At 71.1% G+C, this 14,638-nt stretch carries 13 protein-coding genes; 5 read left to right on the top strand and 8 right to left on the bottom strand.

Features of this window, described 5'->3' with window-relative positions; genetic code table 11:
* Positions 1 to 6: 6 nt before the first annotated feature.
* From ACFWY6_RS01655 to ACFWY6_RS01645, 3 genes are all read right to left on the bottom strand, one after another.
* Positions 7 to 2,163 carry a trypsin-like peptidase domain-containing protein gene (locus tag ACFWY6_RS01655; RefSeq protein WP_384685060.1) on the bottom strand — a complete coding sequence of 719 codons (2,157 nt, stop codon included), beginning with the start codon at positions 2,161 to 2,163 and terminating at the stop codon, positions 7 to 9.
* Between the two features lie 3 nt (positions 2,164 to 2,166).
* Positions 2,167 to 2,556 (bottom strand): CU044_2847 family protein, encoded by a 390-nt coding sequence (locus ACFWY6_RS01650; protein ID WP_384685057.1) that lies wholly within the window; start codon positions 2,554 to 2,556, stop codon positions 2,167 to 2,169.
* 86 nt (positions 2,557 to 2,642) lie between these two features.
* A complete protein-coding gene (locus ACFWY6_RS01645; protein ID WP_384685054.1) occupies positions 2,643 to 3,590 on the bottom strand; it encodes a LysR family transcriptional regulator in 948 nt (315 codons plus the stop codon).
* Between the two features lie 123 nt (positions 3,591 to 3,713).
* Between ACFWY6_RS01645 and ACFWY6_RS01640 the strand changes: the two genes are divergently transcribed.
* The 3 genes from ACFWY6_RS01640 (at position 3,714) to ACFWY6_RS01630 (ending at position 7,871) form a co-directional block, all read left to right on the top strand.
* Positions 3,714 to 5,009: an MFS transporter gene (locus ACFWY6_RS01640; RefSeq protein WP_384685051.1), complete on the top strand. Its 1,296-nt coding sequence runs from the start codon at positions 3,714 to 3,716 to the stop codon at positions 5,007 to 5,009.
* Entirely contained in the window at positions 5,002 to 6,348 is a 1,347-nt protein-coding gene (locus ACFWY6_RS01635; protein ID WP_384685048.1) for a hypothetical protein, read from the top strand. The genes ACFWY6_RS01640 and ACFWY6_RS01635 overlap by 8 nt, the downstream gene beginning before the upstream one ends.
* A 185-nt stretch (positions 6,349 to 6,533) precedes the next feature.
* On the top strand, positions 6,534 to 7,871 hold the full coding sequence (locus ACFWY6_RS01630) for a M28 family metallopeptidase (protein WP_384685045.1): 1,338 nt from the start codon (positions 6,534 to 6,536) through the stop codon (positions 7,869 to 7,871).
* A 48-nt stretch (positions 7,872 to 7,919) separates the two neighbouring features.
* Here ACFWY6_RS01630 and ACFWY6_RS01625 read toward each other — a convergent pair whose 3' ends face one another.
* The 5 genes from ACFWY6_RS01625 to ACFWY6_RS01605 form a co-directional block, all read right to left on the bottom strand.
* On the bottom strand, positions 7,920 to 8,522 hold the full coding sequence (locus ACFWY6_RS01625) for a rhomboid family intramembrane serine protease (RefSeq protein ID WP_384685042.1): 603 nt from the start codon (positions 8,520 to 8,522) through the stop codon (positions 7,920 to 7,922).
* Positions 8,523 to 8,612: 90 nt separating this feature from the next.
* The gene (gene msrB / locus ACFWY6_RS01620; RefSeq protein ID WP_361823853.1) at positions 8,613 to 9,020 is read right to left on the bottom strand and encodes a peptide-methionine (R)-S-oxide reductase MsrB; all 408 of its coding nucleotides are present in this window, start codon (positions 9,018 to 9,020) and stop codon (positions 8,613 to 8,615) included.
* A 22-nt stretch (positions 9,021 to 9,042) separates the two neighbouring features.
* Entirely contained in the window at positions 9,043 to 10,440 is a 1,398-nt protein-coding gene (gene murC / locus ACFWY6_RS01615; protein WP_384685038.1) for a UDP-N-acetylmuramate--L-alanine ligase, read from the bottom strand.
* Positions 10,441 to 10,576: 136 nt separating this feature from the next.
* Complete coding sequence (locus tag ACFWY6_RS01610; RefSeq protein ID WP_384685035.1) at positions 10,577 to 11,050, bottom strand: indole-3-glycerol phosphate synthase; 474 nt, start codon at positions 11,048 to 11,050, stop codon at positions 10,577 to 10,579.
* A 145-nt stretch (positions 11,051 to 11,195) separates the two neighbouring features.
* Positions 11,196 to 11,960 carry a pyrimidine reductase family protein gene (locus ACFWY6_RS01605; protein ID WP_384685032.1) on the bottom strand — a complete coding sequence of 255 codons (765 nt, stop codon included), beginning with the start codon at positions 11,958 to 11,960 and terminating at the stop codon, positions 11,196 to 11,198.
* A 37-nt stretch (positions 11,961 to 11,997) separates the two neighbouring features.
* Here ACFWY6_RS01605 and zapE point away from each other — a divergent pair, with 37 nt between their 5' ends.
* Both zapE and ACFWY6_RS01595 read left to right on the top strand, forming a co-directional pair.
* Positions 11,998 to 13,089 carry a cell division protein ZapE gene (gene zapE / locus ACFWY6_RS01600; RefSeq protein ID WP_266871552.1) on the top strand — a complete coding sequence of 364 codons (1,092 nt, stop codon included), beginning with the start codon at positions 11,998 to 12,000 and terminating at the stop codon, positions 13,087 to 13,089.
* Positions 13,090 to 13,191: 102 nt separating this feature from the next.
* A complete protein-coding gene (locus ACFWY6_RS01595) occupies positions 13,192 to 14,553 on the top strand; it encodes an alkaline phosphatase PhoX (protein ID WP_384685028.1) in 1,362 nt (453 codons plus the stop codon).
* Positions 14,554 to 14,638 lie beyond the last annotated feature (85 nt).

Below are 14,638 nucleotides of genomic sequence, written 5' to 3'. Positions count from 1 at the left end.
CCGTGCTCATAAGCCCTCCTGCGGCTCGGACAGATGCAGTTGCGGAACCGTGCGGTCGGGGTCGGCCCAGGCGAGGACCGGGCGTCCGGGGAAGGCGCGGGGCTGGTGCACGGTCTTGGCGCGGTAGGACCGCACGCCTTCGGGCAGTTCACGGGTGGTCACGCCGCTCATCCGCGCCACGGCATGCGACTCGCGCCCGAGGCCCCGGTCCCACACCACGATCGGGACGCCGACCGCCAGACACACCTGTACGACCTCGTCGCGCAGCCGCGGCGGCACGTCCACGGCCACCCGCACGGCGTCCACGCGGTCCATCAGCGTGCCGTAGATCTCGCGCAACCCCAGTGCCTCGTCGGCGAACAGGAGTGAGATGCCCGTGTCGAGCTGACGCCACCGGCGGCGCCAGTCAGGAAGGAAACGCTCGTTGCGGCGCAGGAGTTCCGGGCAGTTGACGACCAGGGGGTACTCCGCGCCGAGCACGCCCGGCACCAGGTCGTCGGGCCCGAAGCTCTCCCACTCGTCTATGGGGAGGTTCAGTCCCGCCCGGTCGACCAGCGCCTCGACGAGCGGTCTTCGGTCGCTCGGGGATGCCTGGTGCAGCGATTCGAGCACCCGAAGGAGTTCCCGCGCGGCCTTCGCGGCGCTGAAGGTGACCTCGCCGTCCGTCGAGACCTGGCGGGGGCCCGCGCCCTCGTCGCACCAGACGCGCAGCCGGTAGCGGTCCTCGCCGCTGCGGCTCACCTGCACCAACACCCGCAGTGGCGCGTCCTGTTCGGCCTGTGTCCTGGCCCAGTCCACCGCGTCGGAGCGGCGCTCGGCGAGGGCCGAGCGCGGGATGCCGAGCCGCTTGGCGACCCCGTCCGACCAGAGCCGCAGCCGTGCGCACTGCGCGGGCGGGCAGAGGGCCGCCAGGTACTCCATCACCCGCACCAGTGCCGGCACCCGCGGCCCTTCCCCCTCCGTACGGCTGTCGCCGCCGAGCCGCTCGAGATGATCGAGACAGCCGTCGGGCGAGTCGTCGCCGGGGAACGCGGCGGCCAGCGGCAGCGCGGCCCGCACCGCTTCCGGCAGCCGGGCCAGGGTCGCCGCGGGGATCGACTTCAGCGTCTGGTCAAGCTTGCGGTGCTCGTCGGGCGAGAGCAGCCGCGGCACCGGGGAGAACTGCCCGGCGTTCAGGAGTGGGCGGACAGCCGCGGGCTCCGGGCGCCGCAGCACCTCGGTGAGCGCGGCGAGCGCCCGCGGATCGGTGACCAGGAGCCGGGCGAACTCCTCGGGCGTGGGGGCCGATTCGCCACCCGGGTGACCGTGTCCGCACCGGCGCGCGACGGCCCTCGCGTGGTCCCCGCGCAGCACGGGAGAGGGCATGATGCCCTCGATGAGTTCGGTGAGCACCGGCAGCGCGGGATCGTCCGGATCGGCCTCGGCGCTCTCCAGAAGCTCCCCCGCGCCGGCACCGCGCAGCTCGGCCTCGATGCGCTGCCAGGGGATGCCCCAGCTGCGGCGCGAGACGTGCTGGGAACTGAAGGGCCGGGCCGCACCGGTGGCCGGATCGGCGGGCGGCATGATGTGGGCGACCACCAGGCCGACGGCGGCGTTGTCGGTGACCGACCAGAGCGGACCGCCGCTGAACGCGGGGCCGATGGCCATGCCGGTGGGTTCCCCGTCCACGTACCCGATCGACTCGTCGCACGTCTTGACCCGTACGTCGGCGAAGGAACTGCTCAGTCCGCTGCCGTGCCAGGCCCGCAGCGACTGTCCCGGAGCCATCGGCTGCCACATCGGCGCCGCGACGGACTCGTGGGGCACCGAGTCGAGGCGCAGCACCGCGAGGTCGCCGAGCCACTCGTGATCGTCCTTCTCCCGCACCTCGTCCGCACCGTCACGACGCCGCGGCGGGATCCAATAGGCCACCCTGGTCGCGTAGTTGACCGAGGCGGAAGGACCGCGCAGGGTCACATGAACCGTCTCGCGGCCGGGGTGCCGGGTGTCGAACAGGTGCCGCCCCAGCGCGTCATTGACGACATGGGCGCAGGTCAGCAGCCGGCCCGAGGTCAGCAGCACCCCGGCTCCCGCGGTCTTGACGTCGCGCGTGCGCAGCACCGAGACGACGCAGTGCCGCGGGTCGGCCGAGGGCGACCGCGCCTCGGTCAGGAACCAGCCCATCCGTCAGCCCGCTTGCGAGGGCCGCTGCCACGTCGCCGATACGGTGAGGTGGGCCTGCCCGCTGCCGCCGACGATGCCGAGCTTGAGGTCCTGCCCGACCTGCACGCCGAACGTCACATTCGCTTCCTGCGGGGGCCGTTCGGATTCCATCACCGCGTCGTGCACCTCGCGGATCAGCGGCCCCAGCGGGCGCAGGGTCGTCCGCAGCGCCTCGACGGCGAACGCGGCCACCGCGTCCCCGCCGCGCGCCACCGGAACGCTGTGCCCCATCCCGTCGGGCAGATCACCGTCCGCCTCGGAGCCGGGCGCCGGCGGCGTCGTCGTCTGCGCGGGGAACACCTCGAAGCGGATGGCGGTACCGTCGGCTAACTCGAGCTCAGTGAAGTTCGGCACCTTCACATTGTGCCGATCAATGCGGACGGCGTACCGGGTTCGGACGAAGCAGGCCGCTACGTCTTCGAACGAAGCAAGCCGCTGCGTCACGCGTCGCCGCGGCCCGGTGCCGTCGCCCAGGACGGCCGCCAGGCCGGCTCGGGGAGCGGCGTCAGGCTTCCGAAGTGGTTGATGATCGCCCGGAGTCCTGGGTGCGGATTGGCTCGCGGGAAGATGAGCGAGAGCGGGTACGCGAGCGTCGGGTTCACGACCGGGATGCGGCGCAGATCGTGGTTGGTCGGCCAGATGTAGCGGTCGCGCGAGCCCACGAACGTTGCCACGTCCGCGGAGTCAGCGAGGATGTCGAGGAGCACCTCGTTGCCGAAGTTCGGGCCCGCGGCGTCGATGCGGAGGTCGAAGTCGGTGGCGAGCTGATCGTAGAACTCCGCCCATTCGCTGCGCGGCGCGATGCCCGGCACCCAGATCCGGTGCTTGCGCAGCTGGGCCGGTGTCAGTGTGCGTGCAGAGGCGAGCGGGTGCCTCGGGCCGACGAGGAGTTCCAGCGGGGAGTCGAACGCGTGGATGATCTGCACGTCGCGCGGCAGGGTGGCCGGGTCGGTGACCGAGCGGAACGAGGCGTCGATGTCGCCTGCCTGGACGGCGGCGACCGCCATGCGGGGGTCATTGACCCTGAGGGTCACCACGTCGAGGTCGGTTTCGGGATGTGCCCGCCAGTAGTCGTGCAGGATGACGGCCTGCGCGGACCGCAGTCCGAGGACGTCGATCCGAAGGGCCCGCGAGCCCGGCCTGATCGCGGTGACGGCGCGATCGACTCCCGAGACGATGTTCCGGGCGTGCGGCAGGAAGGCCTGACCGTCGAGCGTCAGCTCGACCCCTCGGGTGGTCCTTGTGAACAACCGGACGTCGAGCTCGCGCTCAAGGGCCGCGATCCGCTTCGACACGGCCTGCTGTGTCACGCCGAGCTCGTCGGCCGCGTGCCGCAGCTGCCCAAGATCGGCCGCGCGGACGAACGATCGCACCGCCTCGGTATCCATGAAGCCAGCTTACGCATGCCCAACTGATGGTTGTGGCTGGTGCGGGGTCCGGTTGTTTGACCCAGGGGTGTTGTGGCCGATGTGATGCGATGACCCAAACATCGGTTGTCACGAGGGAGTCGCATGCGCGTGCGGTTGGGGCGCAGTTTCGGTTGGCTGTGGTCGGCGTACGCCGTCAGTACCTACGGCACGTGGATCGCCTTCGGCGCGTTCCCGCTGATCGCGGTGAGCGTGCTGCACGCGCCGGCGTTCGCCGTGTCGCTCCTGGAGGCGGCCGGGCTCGCCGTCGCGGCCGTGGTCGCGTTCTCGCTGGGGCCGTGGGTCGAGCACCGGGCCAAGCGTCCGGTGATGATCGCGATGGACCTGATCCGGTTCGCCGCGATGGCGAGTGTCCCGATCGCGTACGTCCTCGGCCTGCTCTCCTACGGCCAACTGCTCGCCGTGTCGGTCATCTCCGGGACGGCGGGCATCGCCTTCAGCGCCGCGTCCGGCGCGTATCTGAAGCATCTCGTCCGCGGCGATCAACTCCTGGTGGCGAACGGGAGGTTCGAGGGCACGAGCTGGGTGGCGACGGCGGCGGGCCCGCCCCTCGGCGGCGCACTCATCGGGCTGCTCGGCCCGGTCATCACCGTCATGGCCGACGCGCTCAGCTACCTGCTGTCGGCGCTCGGGGTCCTCCGCATCCGCGGCGGCGACGTCGCGGGCGGCCGCGAGGTCGTCCGGGGCGCCGACGTCGCGTCCGCGCCCCGCGACCGGCCCACCAGGCCGAGCGGAGCCGAGCTGCTCCTCGGCTGGCGTTTCATCCTCCACGACCGCGTACTGAGACGCCTGTTCGCCAATCAGATCCTGGTCGGCGGCCTGATCATGGCCACCGCCCCGCTCCTGTCCGTACTCCTCCTGGGCCAGTACCACTTCCCGCCCTGGCAGTACGGCCTCGCCTTCGGCATCCCGGCCCTCGGCGGCTTCGTGGGCGCCCGCCTCTCAGCGCGCCTCGTGACCCGCTACGGCCGACACCGGACCATGACCGTCTCCGGCTGGCTGCGATCGCTCTTCCCCCTCGGTCTCGCGTTCGTCCGCCCCGGCATCCCCGGACTCCTGACCGTGATCATCGTCGAGGGCCTCCTGATCACCTGCATGGGCATCTTCAATCCGATCTACGCGACAGAACGCCTCCAGCGGACTCCCGCGGATCTCACCGCCCAGATCCTCAGCACGTGGAGTGCCTGCGGCAAGCTCCTCCAGGCTGCCCTGATGGTGATCTGGGGCATCCTCGCCACACTCACCAGCCCACTCGCCGCGATCACGTTCTCGGGCGTACTCCTGCTGGCCACACCGCTTCTACTGCCCAGACGAATACATCTGTCCGCCCCTGGGCTCATAGAGCGGCACCCCACAGCCCATACTCACGGTCATGCGTAAGAGCATCGAGGACAGCAGGGACGGCGCAGCGGCGGCGGTGCGGCTCGCGGAGGGGGCGTCGCTGCGGAGCGTGGTGGCCGTCGCCGACTGCGGCGCCTGGCTCTGGCTGGACGCGGGGGCGCGGGAGGTGTCCTGGTACCAGGGGGTGCCCCTGCCGGACTGGGAGCGCACGGCCCCGCTGCACTCCGATCTGCGACAGCTCGGCGAGTCCGGCCTCGCGCTCGCCCTCTGCCACCGCGACGGCAGGATCCGCCAGGCTGCGATACGTCAGTCGCGGCCGTACCCCGACCTCCTGCCGCTGATCGCGATCCGCTGCGCCGACTGGGCGGCCCCCGTGCGCGAGCGCGCCGGCAAGCTCCTGCGCGAGGCGCTGACCCCGCAAACGGCCGCCGACCTCGCCCCACTGATCCTGCGACTCGGCCGCCGCGACCGGGGCGACTTCGGCATCGGCCTGCTCGCTGACGCACTGCGCCAGGCGAACCTCGAACAACTAGCCACCCTCTTCGGCCACCCCGACCGCCGCACCCGGCGCTTCGCCTACCGCCTTGCCGTCGAACACCGGCGCCTGACCGCAACCGAACTGGCCCGCGCGGCGGCGCGTGACGAGGACGCGGTGGTCCAGGACCTGTGCGCGACGGCGGCGCTCACGACCATGCAGGAGACGGACGCTGATGTCGAAGACCTGCTCGAACCGCTGCTGACCGCGCGTGCCCCGCGCGTCCGTTCGGCCGGTGTCACCGCGCTGCGCCGGGCGGGTCGGCCGGAGCGTGCCGAGCCCTTCCTCGGCGACCGTTCCGCGGTGGTGCGCGCCTGCGCCCGGTACGTCGTACGACAGTACGGAGGCAGCCCGACGGCCTGGTACCGGGAGCGGTGCGCGACGCCGGACGATCCGGCCCTCGCGCCCGGCGCAGTCATCGGCCTCGCCGAGTGCGGAGACCGCGGGGACGGCGCGCTGCTATGGCGGCTCCTCGTCCACCCGGCGCGTGGAGTGCGGGCTCAGGCCGTCGCGGGACTCCGGACCTTGGACCTCGCGGACACACGACGGCTGACCCCGCTGCTCGACGACCCCGCCCCCGGTGTCGTACGCGAGACAGCCGTCGCCCTGCTGCCGTCGGCGAAGCAACTCCCCGCCGACTGGCTCCTGGAACGCACCGGGCCCGAGTGGCCCCGGCACATCCGCGTGGCCGCGTTCCGGCTGCTCGCCGCGCACGGCGGGACCTCGGCGCGGCGGGCGGCAGCCGCACTCCTGGAGGACCCCGACCTGAAGCTGCGGACCTGGGCCCGGCATACCGCTCAACAGTCCCCCAAGGGCTCAGCAGCCCAGCGGGACGTCCGATAACCGAACCCACCTGCCCGACATCTGACCGGTTTCCTCTCTTGACGGCGAGTCACCCCACCCTCACCATCAGGCAACGCACTTCGCACCCCCTGCACTCCCGTACAGCTCCAACGCCCTGCGGCATCCGCATCGCAGGGCGTCTCGTACGTTCCGTCCCCTTCGCCGTTCGGAATTCGGAGCCCCACATGAGACTCTCCAGACCCTTCAGACCCGCCCTGCCCCGCGCCCTCAGACGCACCACCGCGGGCATCGCCACGCTCGCCGCCGCCGGACTGCTGGCCGTCACCGCCCCCTCGGCCCTGGCAGCCCCTTCCCCGACCATCGCGGCCCCGGACATCCCCCTCGCCAACGTCAAGGCGCACCTCACCCAGTTCCAGTCCATCGCCACGGCCAACGGCGGCAACCGCGCGCACGGCCGGCCCGGCTACAAGGCCTCCATCGACTACGCGAAGGCCAAGCTGGACGCGGCCGGATTCACCACCACCGTCCAGCAGTTCACGTCCAGCGGTGCCACCGGCTACAACCTCATCGCCGACTGGCCGGGCGGCGACCCGAACAAGGTCCTGATGGCGGGCGCCCACCTCGACAGCGTCACATCGGGCCCCGGCATCAACGACAACGGCTCGGGCTCGGCAGGCGTCCTGGAGACCGCACTGGCCGTCTCCCGCGCGCAGTTGGAGCCGACGCGGCACCTGCGGTTCGCCTGGTGGGGCGCGGAGGAGCTCGGCCTGATCGGGTCGAAGTACTACGTCAACAACCTCCCCTCCACCGAGCGTTCAAAGGTCAGCGGCTACCTCAACTTCGACATGATCGGCTCCCCCAACCCGGGCTACTTCGTCTACGACGACGACCCCACGATCGAGAAGACCTTCAAGGACTACTACGCGGGTCTGAACGTCCCCACGGAGATAGAGACCGAGGGCGACGGCCGCTCCGACCACGCCAGCTTCAAGAACGTAGGCATCCCGGTCGGCGGCCTCTTCACCGGCGCAAGCCGTACGAAGACCAGCGCCCAGGCCCAGAAGTGGGGCGGCACGGCGGGCCAGGCCTTCGACCGCTGCTACCACTCGTCCTGCGACACCACGGCGAACATCAACGACACGGCCCTCGACCGCAACAGCGACGCCATCGCCCACGCGGTCTGGACCCTCGGCACGGACACCCCCGTCCCGCCGGGCGACACGTACGAGAACACCACGGACGTCGCCATCCCCGACAACGGCGCCGCCGTGACCTCGACGGTGAACGTGACCGGCCGCACCGGCAACGCCCCCGCCACCCTCAAGGCGGCGGTCGACATCCGCCACACCTGGCGCGGCGACCTGGTCGTGGACCTGCTGGCCCCCGACGGCACGGCGTACCGCCTGAAGAACTCCAGCAGCAACGACTCGGCGGACAACATCATCGCGACGTACACGGTCGACGCGTCGAGCGAGGCGGCGAACGGCGCGTGGAAGCTGCGCGTGCAGGATGTGGCGGCGCAGGACACCGGCTACATCAACAGCTGGAAGCTGACGTTCTAGGCCGCTGGGCAGGGCAGGGCCGGGCAAGCCTGCCTGGCCCCGCCTTCTTCAAGCTCTGTCGGCGCCCCGCCGTCGGCGGAACACGAAGGCCGCGGCCACCCCGCCAAGCAGCCCGAAGAGATGGCCCTGCCAGCTGACGCCTGTGGTCGTCGGCAGCACGCCCCACAGGATCGAGCCGTAGACCGCGCCGACGATCAGCCCCACGATCACGTCGCCTGCGCGCCGGTCCACGAAACCGCGGGTCAGCAGATAGCCGAAGAGGCCGAAGACGACCCCGGACGCGCCCGCGGTGACGGAGTGTCCCGGAGCCGTGAGCCAGACGCCCACGCCGCTGACGAGGACGATCAGCGTGACGACGCCGAGGAACCGGCGGATGCCGGACACCGCGGCGAGGAATCCGAGCAGCAGCAACGGCACGCTGTTCGCCGCGAGATGGCCGAAGCCGAAGTGCACGAAGGCGGCGGGCACGATGTCCCGCAGCTCGCCCGCCTCGCGTGGGGTGATCCCGAAGGTGTCCAGTGCGTGGCCGCTCGCGGCGTCGACGGCCTCGAGCAGCCACAGCAGGAGCAGCCAGCACCCCATCAGGACGGCCGCACCTTTGACCCGCTCGCCGCGCGATGCCGGTACGGGGAGATTCACGCCGTACGCCATGGGAACCTCCTGGCTTCCCTTGTGTACGGCTCAACGCCCAGCGGCTCCGCCCCGTTCCCGCCCTGCGGACGGGCACGGAGTCACCCCGGATCAGCCCTCGTCCGGCGCCAGCCTCAACGAGATCGAGTTGATGCAGTACCGCTGGTCCGTCGGGGTCGCATACCCCTCGCCCTCGAATACGTGCCCGAGGTGCGACCCGCACCGCGCGCACCGCACCTCCGTGCGGACCATGCCGTGCGAGGAGTCCTGGAGGAGCTCCACCGCGTCCGTGTCCTTGGGGTCGAAGAAGCTCGGCCAGCCGCAGTGCGACTCGAACTTCTCCGCCGACGTGAACAGCTCCGCGCCGCACGCCCGGCAGGAGTAGACGCCCTTCGTCTTGGTGTCGGTGTACTCACCGACGAAGGCCGGTTCCGTGCCGGCCTGGCGCAGTACCGCGTACTCCGAAGGGGTCAGCTCCGCGCGCCACTGCTCGTCCGGCTTCTCGATGTCGTACGACATGACACTGAACCCCTTGTCTCGGCTACTTCGACAGCTCGGCCAGGATCTGCGGGCCGAGGTCGGTGACGTCGCCCGCTCCCATGGTGAGAACGAGGTCGCCGGGCCTCGTCATTCCCGCGACGACCGTCACGGCCTCCGTCTTGTCGTGGACGGGACGGACGTCGGCGCCCGCGGCGACGGCAGCGTCGATGATCAGGTCGCTGGTGACGCCGGGGATCGGGTCCTCGCGGGCCGGGTAGATGTCGAGGACCACGGAGGCGTCGGCGAGGGCCAGGGCCTGGCCCATCTCCGTGCCCAGCTCCTGGGTGCGGGAGAAGAGGTGGGGCTGGAAGAGGACCAGGAGGCGCGAGTCGCCCGCGGAGGCGCGCATCGCCTCCAGGTCCGCGGTCATCTCCGTGGGGTGGTGCGCGTACGAGTCGATGACCTGGACGCCCGCCGCCTCGCCCTTGAGCTGGAGGCGGCGCTTGACGCCGGTGTAGGAGGCGATGGCCGATGCCAGGTTGTGCGCCGGGATGCCGAGGGCGATGCCTGCGGCGAGCGCGGCCACCGCGTTGTGCGCGTAGTGCCGGCCGGGGACCGAGACCGTGAAGGTCAGGAACTTGCCGCCGAGGACGACCGTGACCTCGCTGGTCAGGCCGCGTGCGGTGACCTTGTGGATGCGCAGGTCGGCCGTCTCGGACTCGCCGTACGTGACGATCTTGAGGTCCGAGTGGTCGCGTCGCAGGCGTGCGGTCAGCTCCACCGCGCCGGGCTGGTCCGCGGCGATCACCAGGGTGCCGCCGGGGACGATCTTGCCCGCGAAGGTCTCGAAGGATTCGTAGATCTCGTCCATCGACGCGTAGTTCGCGTGGTGGTCGAGCTCCACGTTCAGGACGATGGCGACGTCGGGCGCGTACTTGTGGAAGCTGCGGTCGCTCTCGTCCGCCTCGGCGACGAAGATCTCGCCCTCGCCGTGCAGCGCGTTCGACCCGGGGGTGTCCAGGTCTCCGCCGATCGCGTAGGAGGGGTTCAGGCCAAGGGTGGAGAGGGTGACCGCCAGCATCGAGGTCGTGGTCGTCTTGCCGTGTGTGCCCGCCACCGCGATCGGGCGCAGGCCCTCCATCAGGGACGCGAGGGCGTCCGAGCGGTGGACGACCGGAATGCCGAGCTCTGTGGCGCGCGCCAGCTCCGGGTTGTCGGCGCGGATCGCGGAGGAGACGACCACACAGGTGGCGTCGGAGGCGAGGTGCGCCGCGTCGTGGCCGATGTGGACCGTGGCGCCCAGGGTCCGCAGGGCCTCGGCCGTGGCGGACTCCCGCGCGTCGCTGCCCGCCACCTTGGCGCCGCGCTGGGCGAGGATCTTGGCGATGCCCGACATTCCGGCGCCGCCGATGCCGATGAAGTGCGGTCGGTCCATGGCGGTGGGCAGGCCGGGTGCCATACGTGTGTCTCCCCAGGGGTCCAAGAATTACGGCAGATAGCTGACAGCAGATGAGCAGGGCCCAGACTATTGCCTCGGACCCGCCCCGAGCACACCCGCGCCCCGCTCCCCGGCGGCCGCCCCCGCCCGAGCCGCCTCAGTCCGCCGCGTGCGAGAACAGCTTCAGGACCGGTACGCCGACCTTGTGCCGGGCCCGCGATGCCCAGTCCCGGTGGAAGAACTCCTCCACGTAGTGCGGGTCGGTCAGGACGATGACCTCGTCGGCGTCCGCGTCGTCGACCAGTTCCTTGAGCGCGTCGAGGGGGTGGTCCTCGATGAGCCGCCCGGTCGCCTCGCAGCCCGCGGCGCGCAGCGCCGTGAGCGAGACCTGCAGTGCCTGCTCCGCCGGGCCCGTCGCATCCTGCCCCTCGGGGACGTCCCCCTCCTTCGCCGCTTCGTCGATCTCCCCGAGCGCCACGTCGTCGATGGCCCGCAGCAAGCGGTCCGCCTGATCGCCGCGGGGCTGGAGCAGCACGTGGAAAGTGACCGGCTCGTCGCCGTGCAAGGTGGTGACGAACTCCACGTCGGCGGAGGTCAGGGCCTTCTCGATCATCAGTACGCTTGTGAACACGACAGGCGCCCTTCTCATCCGTGGGCTGCCGAGAGTCTGTCTCGACAGGCCCCTGCGGAAACCATCCTGCCCCGTGGCCGCACGGGGTCTGCGACTTTTAGTGTGCCCAACGGAAGCGAAACGGAACGGCATATTCCGCTGATTGTCAGGTTCGACGGTATCGGGTGAAGAGGAACCCGGCCTCCTCCAGGACCGACGCCAGCTCGAAACGTTCCGGCACCGCCATCGAAGGGCCTCCGGCGATGCGCTGGGCGTCCCCCGCGGCGACCATCGGGGACACCGTCAGGCAGAGCTCGTCCAGCGCCCCCGCCGCCACGAACTGGCCGAGCAGCCTGGGCCCGCCCTCGGTCAGCAGCCGGGTGAGGCCGCGCTCGGCCAGGGCGCGTACGACCCGCCGGGGCTCGGCCCCCGCGCCCTCCCCCGCGGTCACCACCACGGCGCCCGCCTTCTGCGCCGCCGCGATCCGCTCGGCGGGTGCCGCGGCGCCGGTCACCACGAGCGTGGGCACCAGTGGCTCGGCGAAAAGCGGAAGGGTGAAGTCCAGGTCGAGGCTCGCGGTGACGATCGCGATCGCGGGCGCCACCGCCTGTCCGGCAGCGGCCCGGCGCCCGGCGAAGGCCTCACGCGCGCGTGCCGGGCGGTAACCCTCCTGGCGGACCGTTTCGGCACCGACGACCACGGCGTCCGCGATCCCCCGCAGGGTCCCGAAGACCCGCATGTCCGTGGCGCTGGAGATGGGCTGCGAGCGGCCGTCGTGCTGGGCGGCCCCGTCGAGCGTGGACACCATGTTGGCGCGCAGCCAGGCGGCATGGCCGGTGGGGTACGCGTAGGCATCGGCCAGCTCCCCCAGCCCCCACTCTCGTACCGCTGTTTCGTCTGTCTGGTCGGTCACAGGGAACAGGCGTCGCATGTCCAGCAGTCTTACACGGCCCTTAGAGTTAGGAACCGTGTCGTCCTCCACCGCAGCCCCCGGGCAGAGCCCCATAGCCGAAGCGGCTCCCCTGTCCCTGTGCGCCCGCGAGCCTCGTGTCCCCGCCGACCGTCTGGTCGCCGAGATGGTGCCGCCGCCGCGCTTCGACTCCGTCCGCTTCGATACGTACATCCCGGACCCGAACCAGCCGAGCCAGACCGAAGCCGTGCAGGTCCTCGGCGGCTTCGCGGCCGGGCTCGGTGGGGCGCACGCTTCTGGAGCGGGCAAGAAGCGCTGGTTCCAGAAGAAGGCCGCGGCGCCCACGGGCCCGCGCGGCGTCTATCTGGACGGTGGCTATGGAGTGGGCAAGACCCACCTGCTCGCCTCCCTCTGGCACGCGACGCCCGCCGCTCCCGAGCAGAAGGCGTTCGGCACCTTCGTCGAGCTGACGAACCTGGTGGGCGCGCTCGGCTTCCAGCAGACGGTGCGCACGCTCAGCGGGCACCGGCTGCTCTGCATCGACGAGTTCGAGCTCGACGACCCGGGCGACACGGTTCTGGTGTCCTCGCTGCTCGCCAAGCTCGTCGAGCAGGGCGTCGCACTCGCCGCGACCTCGAACACGCTGCCGGGCAAGCTCGGCGAGGGCCGGTTCGCGGCCGCGGACTTCCTGCGCGAGATCCAGGGCCTGTCCGCCCACTTCAAGGCGCTGCGCATCGACGGCGACGACTACCGCCACCGGGGTCTGCCCGAGGCCCCGGCCCCGTACTCCGAAGAGCAGGTCACCAAGGCCGCGTACGCGACCGAAGGTGCGAGCCTGGACGACTTCCCGCACCTCCTGGACCATCTGGCCCGCGTGCACCCCAGCCGCTACGGCGCGCTCACCGACGACCTGAAGGCCGTCTGCCTGACCGATGTGACGCCGGTCCCCGACCAGTCGACCGCGCTGCGCCTTGTGGTGCTCGCCGACCGGCTGTACGACAGGGAGGTGCCCGTACTGGCGTCCGGTGTCCCCTTCGACAAGCTGTTCGGCGAGGACATGCTGAACGGCGGCTACCGGAAGAAGTACTTCCGGGCCATCTCGCGGCTCACGGCGCTCGCCCGTGACGCGAAGGGACTCGTGGAGTCGTAGCGACGCGCTGAGACTCGTGGCTACGCGCGTGGTTCCCGCACACCAGGGCGCGTGGTACACACATCCGGTCATGTTCCTGTCCGCCAGCAGGAGGTCGACCCAATGTCCACGACACGACGTGAAGTGCTTGCCCGTACCGGTGCGGTGGGTGCGGGAATCGCCTTCACCGGCGCGCTCTCGGAACTCTTCGCGGGGAGCGCGGCCGCCCAGGGCAAGGGCGGGTACGGGCCACTTGTGCCCGACCCCGCCGGTCTGCTCGATCTGCCCAAGGGGTTCCGCTACAAGGTCCTCTCCCGCGAGGGCGGCGAACTGCCGTCCGGCGAGGGCAAGGTGCCGAGCAACTTCGACGGCATGGACGCGTTCCGCGGCAAACGCGGCGGCGTCCATCTCGTCCGCAATCACGAGAACCGCCACAACGGCAAGACCCCGGTGCCCACGGTCGAGGGGCTCACCTACGACCCGATGGGCAAGGGCGGCTGTACCGTGCTCTCGCTCGACGCCCGGAACAACGTGATCGGCGAGCGCGTCGGGATCGCCGGCACCGCCGTCAACTGCGCGGGCGGGCCCACGCCTTGGGGCACCTGGCTGACCTGCGAGGAGACCGAGGACAAGGCCGGCACGAACGGCTACACCAAGGACCACGGCTTCATCTTCGAGGTCGACCCCGTCGACCCGCGCCGCAGCGGGGCCGTGCCGCTCACCGCGATGGGCCGCTTCCAGCACGAGGCGATCGCGGTCGACCCGAAGCGCGGCATCGTCTACGAGACCGAGGACGCCTTCCAGAAGCCCTTCGGCCTCTTCTACCGCTTCCTGCCCAACAAGCCGGAGGGCGGCCGGGGTTCACTGCGCGCGGGCGGCAAGCTGCAGGCGATGCGGGTGCCGGGCGTCCCGGATCTGTCCGCCGTCCAGGAGACCGGCGCGAGCTTCGACGGCATCGAGTGGGTCGACGTCCCGGACCCGCTGGCCGCCCAAACCCCCATCCGGCTCCAGGACTTCGGCCCCAAGGGCATCACGCACGCGCAGAAGCTGGAGGGCTGCTACTGGGGCGGTTCGAGCGTCTACTTCGTCTCCTCCTTCGCGCACAGCGCGGAGGGTTCGGCGGCCGACCACTTCGGTCAGGTCTGGCGCTACGACCCGTCCAGGCGCCGCCTCACCCTGGTGATCGTCTTCGGCCCGGACACCGACATCCAGCTGCCCGGCGAGTCCCCCGACAACATCTGCCTCGCGCCCAGCGGCGGCCTGATGGTGTGCGAGGACGGCGGTGGCGTCCAGCATGTGTACGGCCTGACCCGGCACGGCGAGGTCTACGCGATGGCCCGCGGCCGCCAGAACATCGGCACGCCCGATGAGCCGGAGTGGGGCGAGTTCGCGGGCGTCTCGTTCTCGCCGGACCACGACACGATGTACGTGAACTGCTACAACCCCGGCACGACGTTCGCCGTGACAGGGCCCTGGCACCACTAGTCCAGGCACAGGTCCGGGGCCCCCCCCAGGACCACGGGGGACGCGCCCGCCGCCCCGGCGGGCTGGGGTCGCTCTCCCCGCGTGA

Origin of the sequence: Streptomyces sp. NPDC059037 (assembly GCF_042740015.1) — a bacterium.
Taxonomy (GTDB): Bacteria; Actinomycetota; Actinomycetes; order Streptomycetales; family Streptomycetaceae; genus Streptomyces.
The sequence above is the reverse complement of the archived record's forward strand: the minus strand, read 5'-3'. Positions and strand labels throughout refer to the sequence as shown.

Bases quoted from the DNA above. Each gene is read 5' to 3' on its own strand.
- ACFWY6_RS01655 (WP_384685060.1), bottom strand. From the start codon at position 2,163: ATGGGCTGGTTCCTGACCGAGGCGCGGTCGCCCTCGGCCGACCCGCGG.
- ACFWY6_RS01645 (WP_384685054.1), bottom strand. From the start codon at position 3,590: ATGGATACCGAGGCGGTGCGATCGTTCGTCCGCGCGGCCGATCTTGGG.
- ACFWY6_RS01640 (WP_384685051.1), top strand. From the start codon at position 3,714: ATGCGCGTGCGGTTGGGGCGCAGTTTCGGTTGGCTGTGGTCGGCGTAC.
- ACFWY6_RS01635 (WP_384685048.1), top strand. From the start codon at position 5,002: ATGCGTAAGAGCATCGAGGACAGCAGGGACGGCGCAGCGGCGGCGGTG.
- ACFWY6_RS01630 (WP_384685045.1), top strand. From the start codon at position 6,534: ATGAGACTCTCCAGACCCTTCAGACCCGCCCTGCCCCGCGCCCTCAGA.
- ACFWY6_RS01625 (WP_384685042.1), bottom strand. From the start codon at position 8,522: ATGGCGTACGGCGTGAATCTCCCCGTACCGGCATCGCGCGGCGAGCGG.
- msrB (WP_361823853.1), bottom strand. From the start codon at position 9,020: ATGTCGTACGACATCGAGAAGCCGGACGAGCAGTGGCGCGCGGAGCTG.
- murC (WP_384685038.1), bottom strand. From the start codon at position 10,440: ATGGCACCCGGCCTGCCCACCGCCATGGACCGACCGCACTTCATCGGC.
- ACFWY6_RS01605 (WP_384685032.1), bottom strand. From the start codon at position 11,960: ATGCGACGCCTGTTCCCTGTGACCGACCAGACAGACGAAACAGCGGTA.
- ACFWY6_RS01595 (WP_384685028.1), top strand. From the start codon at position 13,192: ATGTCCACGACACGACGTGAAGTGCTTGCCCGTACCGGTGCGGTGGGT.